The 19,411-nt window shown below is 65.8% G+C and carries 19 protein-coding genes and 7 tRNA genes; 12 read left to right on the forward strand and 14 right to left on the reverse strand.

The features are described from left to right. The first annotated feature begins 1 nt into the window (after position 1). Both Cocul_RS02725 and Cocul_RS02730 read left to right on the forward strand, forming a co-directional pair. Positions 2–1,249, forward strand: coding sequence for a DUF418 domain-containing protein (locus tag Cocul_RS02725; RefSeq protein WP_055121760.1), 1,248 nt, complete (start codon positions 2–4; stop codon positions 1,247–1,249). A gap of 42 nt (positions 1,250–1,291) precedes the next feature. Then, on the forward strand, positions 1,292–2,080 hold the full coding sequence (locus Cocul_RS02730) for a DUF4190 domain-containing protein (RefSeq protein ID WP_055121761.1): 789 nt from the start codon (positions 1,292–1,294) through the stop codon (positions 2,078–2,080). A 100-nt stretch (positions 2,081–2,180) separates the two neighbouring features. Here Cocul_RS02730 and Cocul_RS02735 read toward each other — a convergent pair whose 3' ends face one another. Together Cocul_RS02735 and ppgK are read right to left on the reverse strand one after the other, a co-directional pair. After that, on the reverse strand, positions 2,181–3,770 hold the full coding sequence (locus Cocul_RS02735; protein WP_055121762.1) for an RNA polymerase sigma factor: 1,590 nt from the start codon (positions 3,768–3,770) through the stop codon (positions 2,181–2,183). Between the two features lie 158 nt (positions 3,771–3,928). Further along, on the reverse strand, positions 3,929–4,681 hold the full coding sequence (gene ppgK / locus Cocul_RS02740) for a polyphosphate--glucose phosphotransferase (protein WP_055121763.1): 753 nt from the start codon (positions 4,679–4,681) through the stop codon (positions 3,929–3,931). A 39-nt stretch (positions 4,682–4,720) separates the two neighbouring features. Between ppgK and Cocul_RS02745 the strand changes: the two genes are divergently transcribed. Beyond that, positions 4,721–5,557 (forward strand): inositol monophosphatase family protein, encoded by an 837-nt coding sequence (locus Cocul_RS02745; protein WP_082422148.1) that lies wholly within the window; start codon positions 4,721–4,723, stop codon positions 5,555–5,557. 190 nt (positions 5,558–5,747) lie between these two features. Beyond that, on the forward strand, positions 5,748–6,041 hold the full coding sequence (locus Cocul_RS02750) for a DUF4193 domain-containing protein (protein WP_055121764.1): 294 nt from the start codon (positions 5,748–5,750) through the stop codon (positions 6,039–6,041). A gap of 446 nt (positions 6,042–6,487) precedes the next feature. Here the strand turns inward: Cocul_RS02750 and Cocul_RS02755 are convergent, their stop codons facing one another. Next, positions 6,488–6,973, reverse strand: coding sequence for a DUF3093 domain-containing protein (locus Cocul_RS02755; protein WP_055121765.1), 486 nt, complete (start codon positions 6,971–6,973; stop codon positions 6,488–6,490). A gap of 104 nt (positions 6,974–7,077) precedes the next feature. Here Cocul_RS02755 and dut point away from each other — a divergent pair, with 104 nt between their 5' ends. The 5 genes from dut to dxs all read left to right on the forward strand — a co-directional run bounded on the left by dut (position 7,078) and on the right by dxs (position 12,299). After that, positions 7,078–7,524, forward strand: a complete 447-nt coding sequence (dut, locus tag Cocul_RS02760; protein WP_082422120.1) for a dUTP diphosphatase — start codon at positions 7,078–7,080, stop codon at positions 7,522–7,524. Between the two features lie 116 nt (positions 7,525–7,640). Continuing rightward, on the forward strand, positions 7,641–8,420 hold the full coding sequence (locus tag Cocul_RS02765) for a DUF3710 domain-containing protein (protein WP_055121767.1): 780 nt from the start codon (positions 7,641–7,643) through the stop codon (positions 8,418–8,420). Positions 8,421–8,426: 6 nt separating this feature from the next. Further along, entirely contained in the window at positions 8,427–9,086 is a 660-nt protein-coding gene (locus Cocul_RS02770) for a DUF3159 domain-containing protein (protein WP_055121768.1), read from the forward strand. Then, positions 9,076–10,314 carry a class I SAM-dependent RNA methyltransferase gene (locus tag Cocul_RS02775; RefSeq protein ID WP_055121769.1) on the forward strand — a complete coding sequence of 413 codons (1,239 nt, stop codon included), beginning with the start codon at positions 9,076–9,078 and terminating at the stop codon, positions 10,312–10,314. The genes Cocul_RS02770 and Cocul_RS02775 overlap by 11 nt, the downstream gene beginning before the upstream one ends. 47 nt (positions 10,315–10,361) lie before the next feature. Further along, positions 10,362–12,299: a 1-deoxy-D-xylulose-5-phosphate synthase gene (dxs, locus tag Cocul_RS02780; protein ID WP_055121770.1), complete on the forward strand. Its 1,938-nt coding sequence runs from the start codon at positions 10,362–10,364 to the stop codon at positions 12,297–12,299. Here dxs and Cocul_RS02785 read toward each other — a convergent pair. Next, a complete protein-coding gene (locus tag Cocul_RS02785) occupies positions 12,288–13,493 on the reverse strand; it encodes an HRDC domain-containing protein (RefSeq protein WP_055121771.1) in 1,206 nt (401 codons plus the stop codon). The genes dxs and Cocul_RS02785 overlap by 12 nt on opposite strands. Next, on the reverse strand, positions 13,483–14,193 hold the full coding sequence (locus tag Cocul_RS02790) for a DUF3000 domain-containing protein (RefSeq protein ID WP_082422122.1): 711 nt from the start codon (positions 14,191–14,193) through the stop codon (positions 13,483–13,485). The genes Cocul_RS02785 and Cocul_RS02790 overlap by 11 nt, the downstream gene beginning before the upstream one ends. Before the next feature lie 147 nt (positions 14,194–14,340). On the opposite strand from Cocul_RS02790, the gene hemQ reads away from it, so the two are divergent. Beyond that, positions 14,341–15,042, forward strand: coding sequence for a hydrogen peroxide-dependent heme synthase (hemQ, locus tag Cocul_RS02795; protein WP_055121772.1), 702 nt, complete (start codon positions 14,341–14,343; stop codon positions 15,040–15,042). 66 nt (positions 15,043–15,108) lie between these two features. On the opposite strand, the gene msrB is transcribed toward hemQ, so the two are convergent. From msrB to Cocul_RS02840, 9 genes are all read right to left on the reverse strand, one after another. Then, a complete protein-coding gene (gene msrB, locus Cocul_RS02800) occupies positions 15,109–15,519 on the reverse strand; it encodes a peptide-methionine (R)-S-oxide reductase MsrB (protein ID WP_055121773.1) in 411 nt (136 codons plus the stop codon). After that, positions 15,516–16,910, reverse strand: a complete 1,395-nt coding sequence (locus tag Cocul_RS02805; RefSeq protein ID WP_069723546.1) for a glycosyltransferase family 87 protein — start codon at positions 16,908–16,910, stop codon at positions 15,516–15,518. Before Cocul_RS02805 ends, msrB begins: the two co-directional genes overlap by 4 nt. 4 nt (positions 16,911–16,914) lie before the next feature. Beyond that, complete coding sequence (locus Cocul_RS02810) at positions 16,915–17,640, reverse strand: pyrimidine reductase family protein (RefSeq protein WP_150114320.1); 726 nt, start codon at positions 17,638–17,640, stop codon at positions 16,915–16,917. Between the two features lie 48 nt (positions 17,641–17,688). Further along, positions 17,689–17,761 (reverse strand) — tRNA-Gly (locus tag Cocul_RS02815). An 18-nt stretch (positions 17,762–17,779) separates the two neighbouring features. Next, positions 17,780–17,851: transfer RNA gene (locus tag Cocul_RS02820), tRNA-Val, on the reverse strand. A gap of 9 nt (positions 17,852–17,860) precedes the next feature. After that, positions 17,861–17,931, reverse strand: a tRNA-Cys gene (locus tag Cocul_RS02825). 32 nt (positions 17,932–17,963) lie between these two features. Further along, positions 17,964–18,036 (reverse strand) — tRNA-Gly (locus tag Cocul_RS02830). 18 nt (positions 18,037–18,054) lie between these two features. Beyond that, positions 18,055–18,126 (reverse strand) — tRNA-Val (locus Cocul_RS02835). A gap of 25 nt (positions 18,127–18,151) precedes the next feature. Next, positions 18,152–18,224: transfer RNA gene (locus Cocul_RS02840), tRNA-Gly, on the reverse strand. 304 nt (positions 18,225–18,528) lie between these two features. Here Cocul_RS02840 and Cocul_RS02845 point away from each other — a divergent pair. Both Cocul_RS02845 and Cocul_RS02850 read left to right on the forward strand, forming a co-directional pair. Continuing rightward, positions 18,529–18,603 (forward strand) — tRNA-Val (locus Cocul_RS02845). 229 nt (positions 18,604–18,832) lie between these two features. Next, entirely contained in the window at positions 18,833–19,408 is a 576-nt protein-coding gene (locus tag Cocul_RS02850) for a copper resistance CopC family protein (protein WP_245622078.1), read from the forward strand. Positions 19,409–19,411 lie beyond the last annotated feature (3 nt).

Below are 19,411 nucleotides of genomic sequence, written 5' to 3' on the forward strand. Positions count from 1 at the left end.
CATGACGCAGCAGGCCCGGCCCGCGACGCAGAAAAACACCCACGCGGTATCCACGAGATTCCTTGCCCCCGACGTAGCCAGGGGCCTCATGCTGCTTTTCATCGCGCTCGCCAACGTGGTCACCGCGTGGGCGCCCGCGCACGAGGGCATGATGGCGGAGAGCATCGGCGGAGTGCGGGAGGGCTCCCTGGCGGATAAGATCGCCGTGGTCTTTGGCACGATGTTCATTCACGTGCGGGGCCTGCCCATGTTTGCCACCCTGCTGGGCTTTGGCGTGGGCATGATCTCCCTGAGCCTGCTGCGGCGAGGCTATCCGCGCAAGAACGCCCAGGTGGTTCTCCTGCGCCGCTACGGGTGGTTGGTGCTCTTTGGGACCATTCACACGGTGTTCCTCTTCTACGGAGACATTATGTTCAGCTACGGAATCTGCGGCCTTGCCCTCGCAGGGCTGATCGCGGTGGGGAATAAAAACCTCAAGAGAATCGCGGCCGGGCTGTGGATCGTGGGAGCGATTGTGACGTTTTTGTTCAGTCTGGTGGACATGGGCGGAGCGGGTGGCGCCGAAGACTACCTGGAGTACCTGGGGCGAGGTGCCCTGACGCTCGTATCCATCGCCATGATGAGCCCGATTTTGCTCCTCACCCTCCTTCCGGCCATGATCGTGGGCCTCCTCATGGCTCGCACGCTCATGCTGCATGACGTCCCCGCGCACCGCCGCGCCCTCACCATCTGGGCCGCCATCGCGGCCGCCTTCATCCTCCTCGTGGGCCTACCCTGGGGACTCGCAGAGATCGGCGTGCTCCCCGCCTCCTGGGCACAGCCTCTCTACGCCCTCAACCAGGCATTAGGCTTCCTCACCGGGCCGGGCCTGGTGGCCGCCATCGCCCTGATCGTGCAACCCGCGCAGCGGCGCCTGCACAGTGAGGGCACCATGAGCCCGATCATTTCTGCCCTCGTGGCACTGGGCAAGCGATCCATGTCCGGCTACGTGGCCCAGTCCGTGCTGTTCTTCCTCCTGGTGTTGCCCTTTACCGCCAACCTGGCGGAGGGAATGGGAGCGGCGGGGAAGTCCCTCATCGCGGTGGGCGTGTGGGCGCTCACGTTGCTGGCGGCGGTGGCCCTGGAGCGCGCCGGGAAGCCAGGCCCACTGGAGGCCTTGCACCGGAGGCTGAGCTACGGCAAAGAGGGGCTGCCGCAGCAGTGGCAGCCGGAGCGCGGACGTGGTGAGCAGGCACCGCAGGAGTGTTAAGGTTTTCCCATAGATGCGCATAGCCTGCGAAAGGATAAGTTGATGACCTCCTCGGAGAAGAACCCCTACGCCAAGAAGCCGGAAACCCCGGAAAGTTCGGATGCCTCGGAGAAGAAGCCCGAGGATTCCTCGGCTCCCCTGATCGCCGTGCCGATGGACGCCCCGGGGCAGTCTGAGTCCCCCGGCGAGGGGGAGAAGCCCGAGGGGAAGAAGAAGGCTGCGCCTGCGGCCTGGCCGGGATTGGAGCAGGCCGCCGCCGAGGGAAAGACGGCGGTGGAAAAGGCCCCCCGGATTCCCACCCCGGAGGAGGAAGAGGCGAAAAAGGCTGCCGCGGCGCAGCAGGCTCAGCAGGGCACGGCCGCCACCAAGGAACCTGCTAAGGGCGATGCGAAGCCGGGGGAGGAGGCGGACGTTCCCGCCCTGGTGCAGGTGCCGCATACCTCCACGGAGCCTGACGAGGGGTGGACGGCCGCGGCGGTGGAGAAGAACCCCCTGGCCTCGTGGTCGCTGGGACTGGGTATTGCCTCCCTGCTTTCTCTGTTTTTGCTGTTTCCCCCTCTGCTGGTGGGCCTGGCGGGCATCATCGTGGGCGCGCTGGCCGTGCGCAAGGCTAAGAAAAACACCACGGAGGGCCGCCGCATGGGCATGTCCGTGGCGGGCCTGGTGATGTCCGGGGTGGCGTTCACTATCAGCCTGATCATCACCATCGTGGGCGTGATATTTTTCGTCCGATACAGCCCCGATATTGTTGACTGCTCCGAGAAGTACCCTGCGGGTTTCGAGCAAGATCAGTGCATCGCGGAGGTGATTGACGGGGCGATTGGCCGCTAGGTCTCGCCGTTAAACGATTCTTGAACGCAGAAAGGGCCCTCGCTGCACCGGCATGATGATCGGTGCGGCGAGGGCCTTTGCTTGCCCCGTGGGGAGGGGATTAGTCCAGGTAGTCCCGCAGCACCTGGGAGCGCGAGGGGTGACGCAACTTGGACATGGTCTTGGACTCGATCTGGCGGATGCGCTCCCGGGTCACCCCGTAGACCTGGCCGATCTCGTCTAAAGTGCGCGGCATGCCGTCGGTAAGGCCAAAGCGTAGTTTGACCACCCCGGCCTCGCGGTCGGAGAGGGTATGCAGCACGTCCTGGAGCTGATCCTGAAGCAGGGTGAAGGAGATGGCATCGACGGCGATCACGGCCTCGGAGTCCTCGATGAAGTCACCCAATTGGCTATCGCCCTCATCACCGATGGTCTGATCCAGGGAGATGGGCTCGCGCGCGTACTGCTGGATCTCCAGCACCTTCTCCTCGGTGATATCCATTTCCTTGGCCAGTTCCTGCGGGGTGGGCTCGCGGCCCAGATCCTGCAATAACTCGCGCTGAATGCGGCCAAGTTTGTTGATGACCTCCACCATGTGCACGGGAATGCGAATGGTGCGCGCCTGATCCGCCATGGCGCGGGTGATGGCCTGGCGGATCCACCAGGTGGCGTAGGTGGAGAACTTGTACCCCTTGGTGTAATCGAACTTCTCCACCGCGCGGATCAAGCCCAGGTTGCCCTCCTGAATGAGGTCCAGGAAGGCCATGCCGCGCCCGGTGTAGCGCTTGGCCAGGGAGACCACCAGGCGCAGGTTGGCCTCCAGCAGGTGATTCTTGGCCTTGCGGCCGTCGCGGGCGATGGAACGCAGATCGCGCTTGACGGCGGGGGTGAGTTTGGCGTCCTTATCCCCGGCGGCAAAGGCCTCGTCCATCTGCTCCATGCGGTAGGTGGCGTAGAGCCCCGCCTCGATCCGCTTGGCCAGGGAGACCTCCTGCTCGGCGTTGAGCAGCGCCACCTTGCCGATCTGCTTGAGGTAGGCGCGCACGGAATCTGCGGAGGCCGTGAGTTCGGCGTCCTTGCGGGCCTGGCGTAGCGCGGCGGACTCGTCCTCGTCCCACACGGAGGAACCTTCGTCCGCTTCCTCCTCGTCCTCGGTGGCATCGTCGGAGGCCTCGGAGTCCTCCACATCGTTAATGTCCTCGACGTCCGCGAAGTCCTCGTCCTCTTCGTCGAGGCCGGGATCGAAGTCCTGATCCTCGTCCTGGGGGGTGAGTTCCTCCTCGGTGAGGGTCTCATCCTCCTCCACGGGAGCCGGGGTCTCTTCCTTTACCTTCTTGGCGCGGGAAGGGGCCTTTTTCGCCGCAGACTTGCGCGTGGTTTTCTTGGCCGTCTCTTTCGCGGTGCTCTTGGTGGCCTTCCGCGCGGTCTTTTTCGCAGACTTTTTGGCCACTTTCTTCGTGGTTTTCTTCGCGGGCGGCGTCGCAGCGGACTCCGTCGCCTCGGCGGAACCCGTGGCGGCGGGACTCTTCGGCGCCGACGAGGGCGCGGAAGCCTCCGGGGCGGCCGTCATGGCTGTGCGGGGGGCGGCCTTGCGGGCGGCTTTGCGCGCGGTCTTTTTTGCAGTCTTTTTCGCGGAGGCGGTGGAGGATACGGGCTGGTGAGCCTCGTTTTCTCCCGCACCGGAGTTTCCTGAAGTAGTGGTGGCTACCACGTACGCCCTTTCGACTTGCTTATGCTTCCTCAACCATCCAAGGATGATACTCGCGAGAACTCCGGCATGGATTCCGGGTGCTCTCGCTGTGCTTGGTGCGTGGCCCTATTACAACACGGGGCTACGATAGACAACCGCACAGTTTAGCAGGTAATGCGCTACGGAGTGGATACCCGCTCCACGGCCATAGCCGCCCCCACAATACCTGCGGTATTGAGAAGCCGGGCGGGAAGCACCTTCGTGCGGCAGCTAAGGAGCGGAATCCACTTCTCGGATTTGCGGGAGATGCCCCCGCCCACGATGAAGAGAGAGGGGGAAAATAGCGCCTCGTAGGTGCGCAGCACCTTGTCCACCTGCTTGGCCCACTGCTTGTAGCTCAAGTCCTTGCGCTCCTTGACGGCCGAGGAGGCGCGGTGCTCGGCCTCCTTGCCATCGACCTCCAGGTGTCCGAGTTCGCTGTTGGGGTAGAGGCGGCCGTCGATAAGAATGGCGGAACCGATCCCCGTGCCCAGGGTGAGGAAGATGACGGGGCCGGTGGCGGCCTCGGGAATGCCGTAGGTGACCTCGGCGAGGCCCGCAGCATCGGCGTCATTCAGCACGGTCACGGTGCGCCCGCCGAGGTGGCGAGAGAAGAGTTCTTGGGCGTTGACCCCCACCCAGGAGGGGTCGATGTTGGCGGCGCTTTCCACCACCTGATCGCGCACGATCCCCGGAACGGTGATGCCCACCGGCCCCGTCCACCCGGCCTGTTCAACGATCCGCGCGGCCACCTCGGCCACGGCCTCGGGCGTGGCTGGCTGGGGGGTGAGGATCTTGATGCGCTCGGAGGCGAACTCGCTGCTCTCCAGGTTCACGCGGGCCCCCTTGACCCCGGAACCCCCCACGTCAATACCAAATCCGATGCTGCTCATAGCATTGCAGTGTACAAAATCGGCACAATGGGGCGCATGATGGAGCAACAGGAACTGATCTCATTGCGTGACCTCGCTGAGGGGTTGGTCTGCATGGCCGCCAGCGCCATCGAGGAAAAGAGGGAGGAACTGGGCGATGTGCGCCCCTACACCCTGACCAAGAGTTCCGCAGTGGACCCGGTGACCGTGGTGGACACGATGGCGGAAGAATTCCTGGTGGAAACGCTCCTGGAACGGCGGCCCGGCGATGGAATCATCGCGGAGGAGGGCTCCGCGCGGCGATCCACCACGGGAGTGTCCTGGATCATTGACCCCATCGACGGCACCGTCAACTTCCTCTACGGCATTCCGCGTTACGCGGTATCCCTGGCCGCAGCCATCGACGGACACGTGGTGGCCGGGGCCGTAATCAACGTGGCCGATGGCTCGCTTTATCGCGCCGCACGCGGGCAGGGGGCGCAGGTACTGCGCGGGGATAGCGAGGAGGAACTGCACGCCTCGAGCGTGGAGGAAGCCGCCCGGGCCCTGGTAGCCACGGGGTTTTCCTATAGCGCCGCGCGCCGCGAACAACAAGCGAAGGCCCTGTGCGCGATCCTGCCGCAGGTGCGCGATATTCGCCGCCTGGGTTCCGCCGCGCTGGATCTGTGTGCGGTGGCGGAGGGGCACGCGGACGCCTATTACGAGCACGGGATCCACTGCTGGGATTACGCGGCGGGCTCGCTCATCGCCCAGGAGGCCGGGGCCGTGGTGGAGACGCCGGCCTTGTCCGTGCCGGGCGAGGAGTTCCGCCGCACGCTCGCGGCCGCCCCCGGGATCGCGGCGGAGATCGGGAGGCTTCTCGACGCCGCCGGGGCCGGGGAGCGCCTGGGCGGCTAAGGGGGCGGAAAATCGCAGTTAGCCTGCGGATATGACAGGGCTGTCCGCGTGGTTTAATATGCGCCTCCAAGAACACAATGCCAGTTCAACGCTTGGGCCCGTGAGGTTGCGTGCTTGCGCATTTTCTGCACGTCACGGGCGGCCGGGAGTGAACTGGCGTGGCACAACGACGACGCCAGAGGTGAACCGCATGGCAACCGATTATGACGCCCCGCGACGCAGGGCCGAAGATGATCTTGAAACCGATTCCTTAGAGGGGATCAAGGCCGCAGAAGCGGAAAACTCCTCGATGAACGAGGACGGGGAGATTATCGACTCCTTCGAGCTGCCCACGATGGACCTCAGCGGCGAGGAACTGAACGTTACCGTGGTTCCGCGCCAGTCCGATGAGTTCACCTGTTCCAGTTGCTTCCTGGTGCAGCGCAAGAACCGCATCTCCCACGTGGAGGATGATGGCTCGATCATCTGCCAGGATTGCGCATAAGGGGCACTAAGAGGGGACTTTAGGGGGTAGAAGAACCGAGGGCCCGCGCCGCCTGGTCGGCCACGCGGGCCGCGTACACCATCACCACGGCCGGAACGATCAGGCCACCCATCGTGGGGATAAGCAGGTACTCGGGGGGTGAGGTTTGTGCCTGCGGTGAGGAAGAAGATCGCGCTGAGCGCCGCTAACGCAAGCATGATGTACGCGCTTTTCACCGAGGCTCGCAGGGCGGGGAGCGCCGCCAGGTGTCCTGCCTCCCACGCCTGATCGGAGGACTGGGTGGCCGTGGTGCGCAACCCCACGAGGGATTGGCGGGGAAGATTGCCGCGCTCAATGGCCGAGCACATCGCCTGGGTGACGGCGATGATAAGGAGAACTCCGGTGAGTGGGGAGAGGTAAGCGAGCAACTCCATATTTTGTCAGGTTACCTGCGGGACAGGGGGAGGTTATTCACCCTGGGTAAAGGCCGCCAGCAGGGCCTCGGGGTTCTTCGACCCGATGAGCCAATAGGGGGTGGGGTCATCGGGGTCGTCGAGAACGATCATCACCATCTCCGGTACCCACCCGTGCGAGACCACGAAGGCCGCCGGATCGAGCTGGTGTCCCATCGCGTTGCGCTTGGCGGTAGCGGGAACCGCTAGGCTGCGATCCACCACGTGATGCGGCAGGATCGCTCCGCCTGCGAGCAGCCAGCGCACTCCCTGAGCGTCCCGTTCCACCTGGATCACGGTGGAGGATAGCCACAGCAGCAGCCATACCGCCAGCACGGAGAGGATAATGGCGGGGGCCACCAGCCACGCGGTAGAGCGATTGTGCGCTAACTGGGCGGTCACCAGGGCCACCAAACCGAACGCGAGGAGCCACCAGTACAGCGGCACCCACTGGCGTTCCCGGTAGAGAACAGTGCGTGCGGGGGAAGCGGAGTCAGTCACGGCTTTCTATCCTACGGCATCGCCGCGCCGTCCCCGCGCCGGTGTTGCGGCCCGTCGGGGCGTCGTTAAGCCCAAGCGGTGCTCGAGGCCGTAGGGTGGGGCGTGTGAATCCCCTTGAAGCAATCAAAATCAAACGCCTTGATCCTGAACTTCCGCTGCCCACGAGGGCTTTTCCCGGCGATGCGGGAGCGGATCTCTACGCCGCCGAGTCCGTGGATCTGGCCCCGGGGGAGCGCGCCATCGTGGGCACGGGCATCGCCCTTGCGCTGCCGCATGGCACCGTCGGCCTGGTACACCCGCGCTCGGGGCTGGCGGCGCGGCAGGGCCTGAGCATCGTCAATAGCCCGGGGACTATCGACGCCGCCTACCGCGGTGAGGTCAAGGTCTGCCTGATTAACCTCGATCCGCGCGAGACGATACACATTCAACGAGGCACCAGGATCGCGCAGCTGCTGGTGCAGCGCGTGGAGCTGCCGGAGTTTGAGGAAGTAGCGGATTTGGACGAGACGGATCGTGGCGCGGGCGGGTATGGTTCCACGGGTATTGATTAAAACTCTCTCCCCGTAGCGCTCCACGCTGCTGGTATCGCTATCCTGGGACTGAAAAAGCCAGAATCCCATACCCCAAGATCCCCGCGATCTTCGTGAAGAAAGGACGTGACCCCCACATGGCTCTGTGGCCGTTTGGTAAGAAGGATAAGGACACCCCCAAGGAAGAGGAGCAGGCCGGTACCGCCGTGGCGGCGTCTGGCACTGAGAACCCCGAGGTGCAACACGTCCCCGCCTCCACGGAGGCCACCACCCAGGCAGAAGAGCCCGCCGCCGGAGAGGGTTTTTCTACCTCCTGGCATGATGCCATTAACGGGGACACCGGCCCCTTCGACGGAGACTCCGTCAACATCGAGGACTTTGACTTCTCCGATTTCGCCGGGGGAATCCTCAACCTCGGCTCCCTCAAACTCCCGCTGCCCAGCGAGTCCCAGGTGCAGGTGGAGATGGGCGAGCAGGGCCCCCGCATGCTGCACGTGGTCACCCGCTATGGCCGCATCACCCCCGTGGCCTTCGCCGCCCCGCGCTCGGGCAGCCAGTGGCGCCAGGCCGTGACGGAGATTGTGGATCAGATGCGCGGTGACGGCCTCGAACCCGAGGTGGAGGACGGCCCCTGGGGGCGTGAGGTGGTCACGCGCGGCTCCGCCGGGGCCATCCGTCTCATCGGCGTGGACGGCCCGCGCTGGATGCTGCGCTTCACCCTCGCCGGGCCGCTGGAGGCCGCCGATGACCTCGCCACCCTGGGCCGTGAACTGGCTGCCCGCACCTTTGTGTATCGCGGGGAGCAGCCCATCTTGGCGGGGAACTCCCTGCCCGTGGCTCTGCCCAAACAGCTCGTGGATCAGGTTAACCAGGCCATGAAACAGCGTGCCGAGCAGGACAATCAGCAGAAGGCCTAAGCATTCGTGGAAGATCAGACAACAACCCCCAGACCGGAACCTACCCTCCTGGAGCGAATGGGGGGATTGACCGGGCTGGTATCCTCCACGCTCCCGGTGCTGGTGCTGGTGCCGGTCAACACGCTATGGGGGTTGACCCCTGCGTTGCTGGCGGCCCTGGGTGTGGCCCTGCTCATCTTCGTGTGGCGCCTGCTGCGCAAGGAATCCCTGCAACCCGCCATCTCCGGGCTCATCGGCGTGGGAATCTGCGCGGCGATCGCGTGGTGGATCGGGGACGCCAAGGGGTACTTCCTCTACGGGATCTGGGCCTCGTTGGTGTTTGGCATTGCGGCTCTCGTCTCGATTGCGGTGCGCTGGCCCCTGGTGGGGCTGATGTGGAAGGGGATCAACGGCGAGGGCATGGCCTGGCGCTCCGTGGCCCCGGCGCGCCGCGCCTATGCCTGGGCCACGGCGGGCTGGGCCGTGGTGTTCTTCTCCCGCTTTGTGGTGCAAAAGGTGCTCTATGAGGACTTTTCCACCACGGACTTGGCCGTGGCCAGGATGCTCATGGGCTGGCCGCTCACGGGCGTGGTTACCGTGCTGACCATCATCATGGTGCGCCGTGCCGACGCCGCCGTGGCGGCACAATTCCCCGATAGCAAGGAGTCCCCGGAAGATGACGGATAAGGAAGCATCAACCCTGCGCGTGCGCATTGACCGCATGGCTCACGGTGGCGAGGGGATCGGCACCGTCGATGGGCGCATAGTGTTCGTGGCCGGGGGCTTCCCCGGGGATACCGTGGATGCGCGCATCACCAAGGCTAAGCGTTCCTTCCTGAGCGGCCACGCCGAGCGGATCGTGGAGCCCTCGCCCCTGCGCGCTGCCTCGCGGTGCGCGGCCGCCGAGCTAGGTGCGGGCTGCTGCGACTTCGCCCCACTGACCCCGCAGGCGGAGATGCAGATCAAGGAGTCCGTGCTGCGCGATCAACTCTCCCGCATCGGCGGGATACGGGTGGACACGATCGCTACCACCGCGCTAGAGCCGGACACCCGGTGGCGCACCCGCACCCGGCTGGGCGTGAATGCCCAAGGGCGGGCCGGGGTGCGTCGATTAGCCTCCCACGATCTCATCACGGAGGTTTCCTGCTCCCAGCCGGTGCCGGGCCTGCTTGACGGCCTGGTGGGCGAGGGGGCACGGGGATTTCGCCCGGGGGCGGAAGTGGTCGCGGTGATGGGCGACGATGCCCAGCGGCACGTGGTGGAAACCCGGCGGGCCTCGCGGGGGCGGCGCACGGAGAACATAGAAAAGACGCTTGAGGGTACCCCCGAGGTAAGGCACACCGTGGCGGGGCACACCTTCCGCTTCCCGGTAACCGCTTTTTGGCAGGTGCACCGCCGCGCTCCGGAGGCCTATGGTTCTAGGATCACGCGGTGGCTGGGGGAGGCGCTGGGCGAGTCTCCCTCCCCGGCGGTGGCGTGGGATCTCTACGGCGGGGTGGGTCTTTTTGTGCCCCCGCTCGCCGCGGCCCTGGGGGAGCGGGCACGGATTTATTCCGTCGATGCTTCCCACGCCGCCACCGCCACCCCGCAGGCCTGCCTGGAACCCTACGATGTGGTGGTGCGCGGCTCCCGGGTGGAGCGCTGCCTGGGCACGCTTCCCGCCCCGCAGGCGGTGGTGCTCGATCCGCCGCGCACCGGGGCCGGTGCCGAGGTGGTGCGCGGCATCGCTCAGGCGGGGCCGCAGGCGGTCATCCACATCGGTTGCGATCCGGCTACCTTCGCCCGAGATGTGCGTGCGTGGGGAGAGAACGGCTACCGGGTGGAGAAGATGGAACTGATTAATGCCTTCCCCGGAACCCATCACAGCGAAGTGCTGGCCCTGATCGTTCCAGGGGAGCAACCGGGGGTAAAGTAGAACAAACGCTAATCGCCGGTGTGAGGCGGAAGGAGCCGAGCAGACTGATGGATATTCTCCGTGAAATATCGTCACCCGCAGACCTAAAGGCGCTGGAAGCCGATCAACTAGAGCAACTGTGCCAGGAAATGAGGGACTTCCTGGTCACCAAGGTTTCCGCCACGGGCGGGCACCTTGGCCCCAACCTGGGGGTGGTAGAACTCACCGTTGCCCTGCACCGGGTGTTTGATTCCCCCCGTGACCCCCTCATCTTTGACACCTCGCACCAGTCCTACGTGCACAAGATCCTCACGGGGCGGCGGGATCAGTTTGATACCCTGCGCAAAAAGGGAGGCTTATCCGGCTACACCGATCGGGGGGAAAGCGAGCACGATTGGACGGAGTCCTCTCATGCCTCGGCGGCGCTGTCCTACGCCGATGGGCTTTCCAAGGCCTTCCAGTTGCGTGGGGAGGCACAGCGCAGCGTGGTGGCAGTGGTGGGTGACGGTGCCATGACCGGCGGCATGTGCTGGGAGGCACTGAATAATATCGCCGCGGACAAGACCCGCAACGTGGTGATCGTGGTCAACGATAACGGGCGTAGTTATTCCCCCACCATCGGCGGTTTTGCGGAGAATCTCGCGGAACTTCGCATGATGCGCACCTATGATCGAGTGATGGAGCAAGGCAAGAGCACCCTCAAATCCCTGGGCTGGGTGGGGGAGCGGGCCTTTGAGGCCCTGCACGCCTTCAAGGAGGGGGTGAAATCCTCCGTGCTGCCCACGGAGATGTTCCCCGAACTGGGCATGAAGTACGTGGGGCCGGTGAACGGGCATAATCTCAAGGCTCTGAGCAACGTTCTAGAATACGCCCGGGATTACGAGGGGCCGATCATCGTTCACGTGGTGACGGAGAAGGGCCGTGGATACGCCCCGGCGGCCACGGAATCTGCCGACCTCATGCACTCCACCGGCGTGATCGACCCGGCCACCGGTCGGGCGGTGGGGGCGGCCAAGGGGCCGAGCTGGACCTCGGTTTTTTCCCGGGAACTGCTTGAAGCCGGGGCGCGGCGCGAGGACATCGTGGCGATCACCGCCGCGATGGCGGGGCCCACGGGCCTGGCCGCCTTCGGGGAGAGGTACCCGGAGCGCTTTTTTGACGTGGGCATTGCGGAGCAGCACGCCCTGACCTCCGCGGCCGGCCTGGCCCTGGGGGGCCTGCACCCGGTGGTAGCCCTGTATTCCACTTTTCTCAACCGGGCCTTTGACCAGCTGCTCATGGACGTGGGGCTCCTTCGCCAGCCGGTGACCCTGGTGCTGGATCGCTCGGGCGTGACCGGCTCCGATGGCCCCAGCCACAACGGAGTCTGGGATCTGGCCATCGCCTCCATCGTCCCGGGCTTGGCGGTGGCCGCGCCCCGCGATGGGGAACAGCTGGCCGCCCTTTTCCACGAGGCCCTGGCCGTGGAGGACGGCCCCACCGTGGTGCGCTTTCCCAAGGGGGAGTTGCCCGAGCCGATTCCTGCGGTGGGGGCGCTGGCCGATGGGGTGGAGGTGCTGCGCTATAGCGACGCCGCCGGGGCTACCGGGGAGGCCGAGGGCGTGGACGTGCTCATGGTGAGCATCGGGGCGCTCGCGGGCGAGGTCGTGGCGGCGGCGGATGCCCTGGCCGCCGAGGGGGTGGGGGTGACCGTGGTGGATCCGCGCTGGGTCTCCCCGATTCCCGGCTCCGTGATCGCGCTGGCGGGGGATCATGACCTGGTGGTGACCGTGGAGGACGGGGTGATCCGGGGCGGGATCGGGGCGCAGATCAGCGAGGCCCTGGCCGCCGCGGAGGTGGACACCCCCGTGCGCCACCTGGCTTTCCCCGATATTTTTCCCGCGCACGCCTCCCGCAGCGAGTTGCTGCGCGAAGTGGGGCTGGATGCCGCCTCGATCGAGGCGAGCACGAAGGATTGGTTGGCGAGCCTTTTCCCGGAACCCTCCGGCGAGGAATCAGACCGCTAAATCCCACAGCACCGGCCCCAGCAGCGCGGCGCTGAGATCCCGCTGCCAGGGGCGGGCTCCGCGCTGTTCGAGCTCCGCGCGGAGATCGGCGGCATCGTGCAGCCGCCGCTCCTCCACTGCGTCCCAGATCACCCGCCGCAGGATCTTGGGGCGCAGGAGGTTTTCCACGGGGGTTCCCGTCTCTTCCGAGAACAACCGGAAGGCCTCCTTGGCTTTTGCCAGGGCGGCCGCCGCCTGGGGCGCCACCTGCGGCCAGCGCGAATGCGAGGGTATCCGCGCGGGCGCGGGGGCCTCGGGGTACTGAGCGGGGTCGAGATCCCGCACCCGCCGCAGCGCCCGCATCCATGCCTGGCTATGTTTGTCGCAGCGGCGCGAGTAGCCGGGCACCTGCCACAGGTGGCCCGCGCGGGCGGGCGGATCGGAGGCGATGGCCAGCAGTACCTTATCGGGCAGGAGGGTGCCGGGGGCGGCGTCGTGACGCGCGGCCAGTTCCTCGCGGGCCTCCCACAGCGCGCGGGCGTGGGCGAGGTCGGCCGGGCGGCGCAGGCGGCCCAGCCCCTTGAGCGCCGTCCATCGCCGCTCGGGGAGCGCGGTGGCGGCGATGAGCGCGGCGCAATCCTGCTCCAGCCAGGGGAGTTTTCCCTGGGAATCGAGGATCTCCGCGAGGGCGTCCGCGAGGTCGAGGAGGGTTTCCACGTCCAGCGCGGCGTAGGTGAGCCATTCTGCGGGCAGGGGAGTGGTGGACCAATCCTCCGCCCCGTGCCCCTTGGCCAGGGCGTAGCCGCAGAGTTCCTCCGTCATGGCCGCCAGGTTGACCCTGGCGAATCCGGCGAGGCGGCTGGCGAGCTCCGTGTCAAAGAGCCGCCCCGGGCGCAGGCCCAAAGCAAGGAGGCTGGGCAGATCGGAGGCGGCGGCGTGGAGCACCCACTCGGCCCCGTTGAGCACGGGAACCAGGGCCGCGCTGAGTTCGGAGCGGTAGCCCTCGGGGGCAAAGAGAAAGGTGCCCGCGCCCCGGCGGCGCACCTGGAGCAGGAACGCGCGATCGTCGTAGCGGTAGGCCGAGGCGCGCTCGGTGTCCACGGCGAAGGGGCCGCGACCCCGCGCGAGGGCGGCGGCCGCGCGGGCGAAGTCCTCCGGGGTGTCGGAGAGAGGCGGGGTGCCCTCGCGCGGGGTGAGCAGCGGGCTAGCGCTCATGGGTGGCGCGCGAGCGAGATAGCTCGGTGATCCCCTCCGGGGGGAGCCCGGCCACGTGGGCCAAGACCTCTGCGAAGGCCTGGACGTGCGGGGCGAGGTTGTCCGAACTAGCGGTCCAGGAGGCGCGTAATTCCAACTGGTAGGCGCGCGGCGGCCCGCCGATGTCCCCGTACCGCACGGAGGAGGTAGAGGTCACGGTGCCACCCAGGTTGCTGTGCGCGGCATCATGGTTGCCCAATCCCTCGGTGAGCCACTGCCACGCCACCTCGGGCAAGAGGGGATCGGCGGCTACCTCGTCATCCATGTCGGCCTGGATGTAGGCCACCAGGCGCATGGAACCTTCCCAGGCGTCCTCGGCCTTGGGATCGTGCAGAACGATGAGCCGACCAAAGGCATCCCCTTCGGAATCGCGGGGCACCACCTCTGCCTCGCCGTGCTCCACTTCGAGGCCGATGGCGTGGCTATAGGGCGCCAGGCGCTGCGGGGGGCGAATCGTGCCCAGGGAAAGCTCGGGGCGCAGCCGCGCGGCGTGCATGGATTCCACCGCGGCGGAAAAAGCGGCGGGCCAGGCCTCGGGGTCGTGCTGCGCATCGGCCGGGTTCGAGGGGCCTGGCGATCGCAGCGCGCGAGGCTGCGGGGACTGCTGCGTGTGCGGCGTCGAGGAGGAATCGGAATCGGTCACGCTCACCAAGGTAGACATCAAGGGGGTGCTTGCCGTGGAGGCGCGCCGAGGAAGGGTCCGTTCTCCGCGGGCGGTGCCTACAACTTATGATGGGGTGGTACGTGTCTTTGAGCCTCGTAGAGGCCCCAAGAGAGGGTCGAAAAGAGAAAGGAAGGCCACAGGATCATGGCAGAGCTTGACCTGGAGGAACTGAACAAAGTACAGCGTTACACCCAGTGGGCGGTATTCCGCACCGCCCCCGGCGCGCTAGGCGGGGATCGCGCCGAGCACGCCACCCAGGTGCAGGATTTCCTCGATCGCCTCGCCGGGGAGGGGAACGTCACCGTGCGCGGCGTGTACCTTACCTCCGGGATCAAGGCGGACGCGGATTTCATGGTGTGGTGGCACGCCGAGGAGTTTGAACACCTCCAGGCCGCGCTCAACGCCTTCCGCCGGGAGACCACCCTGGGGCAGGTATCCGAGCTGGTGTGGTGTGGCAACGGCCTGCACCGCCCCTCGGAGTTCAACAAGTCCCACCTGCCCTCCTTCATCATGGGCGAGGAGGCGGAGCGCTGGATGACGGTGTACCCCTTCGTGCGATCCTACGACTGGTACGTCCTCGATCCCGCCGATCGACGCCGCATTCTGGCCGAGCACGGACGCGCAGCGGCGGGCTTCAAGGACGTGCGCGCCAACACCACGGCGGCCTTCGCCCTGGGCGACTACGAGTGGATGCTGGCCTTCGAGGCGGGTTCCCTGGACAGGATCGTGGACCTCATGCACAAGATGCGCTACACCGAGGCACGCCTGCACGTTCGCGAGGAGATTCCCTTCTACAGCGGGCGGCGCGTGGATAACGCTGAGGAACTGCTGGCGGCCCTGGCCTAGCGGGATGCTTGCCGACGCCGCGCGAGGCTCCACGGAGGGGTGAGGCGGCGTCGGTAGGCCACGCGCTTAGTCCACCGGCTTTTCCTCCAGGGTGAGGCAGATGGAATTAATGCAGTAGCGCAGATCGGTGGGGGTGGCATAGCCCTCACCGGCAAAGACGTGGCCGAGGTGGGAGCCGCAGGAGGCACACAGAACCTCGGTGCGGGTCATGCCCAGGGAGTGATCCTCGCGCTCGATCACGCGATCGGAGTCCTTGGGGGAGAAGAACGAGGGCCAGCCGCAGTGGGAATCGAACTTTTCCGTGGAACGGAATAACTCCTCCCCGCAGGCCTTGCAGGAATAGACGCCCTCCGTGGTGGTGGAGGTGTACTCGCCCACGTGGGGCGCCTCCGTTCCCGCCTGGCGCAGCACCCGGTATTCCTCCGCGCTGAGGCGTTCGCGCCACTGGGCGTCCGTGATGAGCTTGAAATCAGTCATGGGTGGAATCTCCTTTGCTGGGTGGGGGAGGCGTGGTTTCTTTGCGCAACGTCCCCTTGTGCAACGTTCCTTTGTACAACCCGCCGAGGACGGCGTTTATTGCGGGGCCCATTGCGCGTCTCGTGGGGCCGAACCCCCCGGTGGCGGGTTCTGCGTTGTGTGCCGTGCTGGGCACCGCGCTCGGCGTAGCGCCACCAGCCGATAACGATGCCGGTGATAGCGAACACCAGGAGCGCCCACCCCAGGGGCGCGGTGACGGTGGTGAACACGTATTCGCGGTGCCAGCCCCCGGAGACGAAGGTCTGCGGGGTGAAGAACAGATACGCGGCCACCCAGGTGAGCCAATGATGCGCCACGCTGCGGGTCTGGACGGCGGTGAAGAAGAGGGGAATGAGCAGCAGGGAATAATACTTCTGGCCCAAAGAGGAGAGGAGGAACACCCCGCTGAGCAGCACCGTGGAGGTGGTAACCACCCACAGCAGGGGATCGGTATAGCGCCACCGCAGCAGCACCACCACGCTGATGGCCACGCAGGCCGCGATGAGGAGAAAAGCGACGGTGTGCAGCCCGCCCGGCATGGCAAAATACACCGCCTGGCCGCTTAAGGAGGCATTGGCGTAATCGCGTACCTGGCTCAGGTAGGGGGTGACCTCGGTGAAGTAGCGCTCTGGCTGCTTCATCATCGGCCAGGCCACTAGATTTGAGGCCACGGGGAGTCCGATGGCGGAGATAATGGCGGGCCACTGGGCCTTGACCAGGGGCAGGAGGAGGAGCGGGGCGAAGAAGGGCTTAATCACGATGGCCAGCCCCAGCACCACTCCCGCCCACCACAACCGATCTCGCAGGAGCAGAGCCATGAAGGCCACCAGCGCCAGGAATAGCAGGCCGTTGATGTTGGAGAAGATCAGGGTGCTGCGCACCGCCTCCGTGGCGGAGGCCGCCAGGACGGAGACGGGGAAAATCCAGCTGCGAAGCGAAAAGCCAAAGAGGCGGGTGAGCAGGCCGAGCGCGGCGATGATGGCCAGCGCGTTGGCCACGATGAAGCCCATGCGGGCGGCGCTAAGATCCCCGGCCAGGCCCAGGGGAGAAAGCAGCACGGTGGCGCCGGGGTTGTAGAGATAGTGGGGGTCTACGTGGGAATAAGTCTCGTTGTACACCACCTGGCCGTCGAGGAACCGGGACAGGGCGCGGTACACCGTGGTGAAATCGTCCGTCTCCGTGCCGGTGGCGGCCGGGAAACACACCAGATGGATCATCGAGAGGAGGGCCAGCGGCCACGCGATGGGGCGCAGCAGCCGATCCGCGCGCGGTGAGGTGCTCGGGCGTTGCGAGGTCAGTGGAGAGGACGCCACCCAGGAGGTAGAAAGGCGATCGCGCGGAAGAACAGGCACCCGATCATCGTACCCAGCCAGGATCAGAAGGGTGTGGGGCCGCGCGGCGATAGCGCAGAAACATCGTGGAATCCGGGTGCGCAAAGGTGTGTTCCAGCAGCCAGCGCTGAGGCTCGGCGGGGTCACCGTTCACGAGTGCTCGTTCCACCGAGGAGGTGAGAAAGGGCGCGAGGGTGAGATGGAAGACGTCGATAAGCCGCGCGCTCAGCAACTCCCCGTAGACGCTGGGGCCGCCCTCGCAGACCACGCGGGGATAGCCGAGGCGATGCAGCTCCGCGAGCACTCGCGAGGGGCGCGGATTGGGGAGGAAGAACAGGCGCGCCCCGGCGCGGTGTAGGGCCTGGGCTCGGGGAGTGCCGCGATGATCCGGCACGGTAAAAACCAGGGGCGAGACGTCCGCGTGGGTGAAGAACCTGCTGGCGGGGTCAAGATCGAGGGAGGCGCTCATGGTGGCGATGGGCGGAAGCGGGGCGCGGCCCTCGCCCCGGCGCTGCTCGGCGGCCTCGGCGGAGAGCGCTACTCCGGCGTAATCCTCGCTGCGCACGGTGGAGGCACCACATAAAACCGCGTCCGACCACTGACGCAAGCGAGCGAGCAGCGCGGCGTCCGTGGGATTGCCCAGCGCGCCCGAGGTGCCGTGCAGGGTGCAGCTGCCGGTGGGGGTGCTAATGGCGATGGCTCGGTTCTCCGGGACGGAGAGGGGGAGTTGGGGGCCAAGGAGGGATTCCATGCCCACTATGTTTGCACGGTTTCCCTGATTCCCCCGAAAAGAAAACGGAGCGGATGACGAGACTCGAACTCGCGACCCTCACCTTGGCAAGGTGATGCGCTACCAACTGCGCTACATCCGCGTGAGGATTACTCCTCCGTGCGCGATACTGGGATCGAACCAGTGACCTCTTCCGTGTCAGGGAAGCGCTCTCCCGCTGAGCTAAACGCGCTAACTCTTGAGGTGGAAACGGGAATCGAACCCGTGTGCACGGTTTTGCAGACCGTTGCCTCACCACTCGGCCATTCCACCGTGGCGTGACCGCCTCAGGTACGTGGTACCGGAGCGGATGACGAGACTCGAACTCGCGACCCTCACCTTGGCAAGGTGATGCGCTACCAACTGCGCTACATCCGCGTGAGGATTACTCCTCCGTGCGCGATACTGGGATCGAACCAGTGACCTCTTCCGTGTCAGGGAAGCGCTCTCCCGCTGAGCTAAACGCGCAAGCACTATAAGGGAAATAACCCGGAGCGGATGACGAGACTCGAACTCGCGACCCTCACCTTGGCAAGGTGATGCGCTACCAACTGCGCTACATCCGCATTGCTCCTCCGCGAAAGCAAGGGGTATAACCCTGCTCCGCCGTGGTGCGATGACACATTTTATCCCGAGGAGGGCCGGGAAACAAATCGCCTGTTTGACGGGAGATGCGCGCGGGGTACGGGCTCTTGGGTGTGGGGGCGGCCCCGTAGTGAAGGCGGAACCGATGGTGGCAGCGCGATGCGGCGGCCGGACTGTGGCTGGGGTGGAACCGGGAAATGCTGCATGACCTGCAAATTAGGTGGAGTGATCGGCCCCGTGTTAACTTATTCCTCGCAAGCCACACGGCGAGCACAGCAAGTTTAAGGTCCCATGGCTCAGTGGAAGAGCGTTCCGTTCACACCGGAAAGGTCGCTGGTTCGATCCCAGCTGGGACCACCACAAGATTAAGAAAAGAACCCGCGCTACGGGAAATAGCGCGGGTTTTTCTCGTTTCCGGGTTTCTTTGATGAAGGTGATGCACCGCACGTCCCGGCACGGAACTATCCACCGTGGCGCGCCGACTCCTCCTGCAGGATGCCGCGCCTGGTTCTTGCCTTTCCGGGGTTTGACGGGCGTGCGGGTATCCTGTTCTCCAACCATGTCGGCACAAAATATGAGGTGAGTATTGGTGCGCATTGCTCGTTCCCGTGTTTCCCGCACGGCGGCCTTGGCCGCGGCGGCGGGGGTGTTCTCCTGGACTGCGGTGGGTGCCCTCTATCCCGAACCGGCGCGCGCTCACGATAGCGTGATCGCGGCCACCCCGGAGGACGGCGGCACCGTGGAGGAGTTCCCCCGCGGGATCGTCTTGACTTTTTCCGGCATACCCAAGGACACCTTTAATACCCTGGCCGTGAGCAACACCGAGACCAATGAGGTGCTGTTCTCCCAGGAGCCCACCCTCGACGGGCAGGACGTCAGCGTTACCGTGCCCGAGGACGTCAACCCAGGCCCGGGGCAATACACCGTGGGCTTCCAGATCACCTCCTCGGATGGCCATGCCACCAGGGGAAAGACCACCTTTAGCGTGGCCGGTGGGGACGCGGAAGCGGGGGCTTCGGCAAGCGAAGAAAACGAGCAGGAGGAGAACTCTTCCCTTCTCTCCGGGCCCCTGGCGTGGATCGTCGGTGCCCTGGGGGTGCTGGCCATGGCGGCGGTTGTGGTGGTCGCCGTGGCGCGGCAACGTCACTTTCCTGATAAGGAGTAACCC

The organism is Corynebacterium oculi (genome assembly GCF_001412105.1).
GTDB lineage: Bacteria > Actinomycetota > Actinomycetes > Mycobacteriales > Mycobacteriaceae > Corynebacterium > Corynebacterium oculi.

What these genes read in the sequence shown, in the direction of transcription:
- Cocul_RS02725 (WP_055121760.1), top strand. Translation starts at nt 2, where the DNA reads ATGACGCAGCAGGCCCGGCCCGCGACGCAGAAAAACACCCACGCGGTA.
- Cocul_RS02730 (WP_055121761.1), top strand. Translation starts at nt 1,292, where the DNA reads ATGACCTCCTCGGAGAAGAACCCCTACGCCAAGAAGCCGGAAACCCCG.
- ppgK (WP_055121763.1), bottom strand. Translation starts at nt 4,681, where the DNA reads ATGAGCAGCATCGGATTTGGTATTGACGTGGGGGGTTCCGGGGTCAAG.
- Cocul_RS02745 (WP_082422148.1), top strand. Translation starts at nt 4,721, where the DNA reads ATGGAGCAACAGGAACTGATCTCATTGCGTGACCTCGCTGAGGGGTTG.
- Cocul_RS02750 (WP_055121764.1), top strand. Translation starts at nt 5,748, where the DNA reads ATGGCAACCGATTATGACGCCCCGCGACGCAGGGCCGAAGATGATCTT.
- Cocul_RS02765 (WP_055121767.1), top strand. Translation starts at nt 7,641, where the DNA reads ATGGCTCTGTGGCCGTTTGGTAAGAAGGATAAGGACACCCCCAAGGAA.
- Cocul_RS02775 (WP_055121769.1), top strand. Translation starts at nt 9,076, where the DNA reads ATGACGGATAAGGAAGCATCAACCCTGCGCGTGCGCATTGACCGCATG.
- dxs (WP_055121770.1), top strand. Translation starts at nt 10,362, where the DNA reads ATGGATATTCTCCGTGAAATATCGTCACCCGCAGACCTAAAGGCGCTG.
- Cocul_RS02785 (WP_055121771.1), bottom strand. Translation starts at nt 13,493, where the DNA reads ATGAGCGCTAGCCCGCTGCTCACCCCGCGCGAGGGCACCCCGCCTCTC.
- Cocul_RS02790 (WP_082422122.1), bottom strand. Translation starts at nt 14,193, where the DNA reads ATGTCTACCTTGGTGAGCGTGACCGATTCCGATTCCTCCTCGACGCCG.
- hemQ (WP_055121772.1), top strand. Translation starts at nt 14,341, where the DNA reads ATGGCAGAGCTTGACCTGGAGGAACTGAACAAAGTACAGCGTTACACC.
- msrB (WP_055121773.1), bottom strand. Translation starts at nt 15,519, where the DNA reads ATGACTGATTTCAAGCTCATCACGGACGCCCAGTGGCGCGAACGCCTC.
- Cocul_RS02810 (WP_150114320.1), bottom strand. Translation starts at nt 17,640, where the DNA reads ATGGAATCCCTCCTTGGCCCCCAACTCCCCCTCTCCGTCCCGGAGAAC.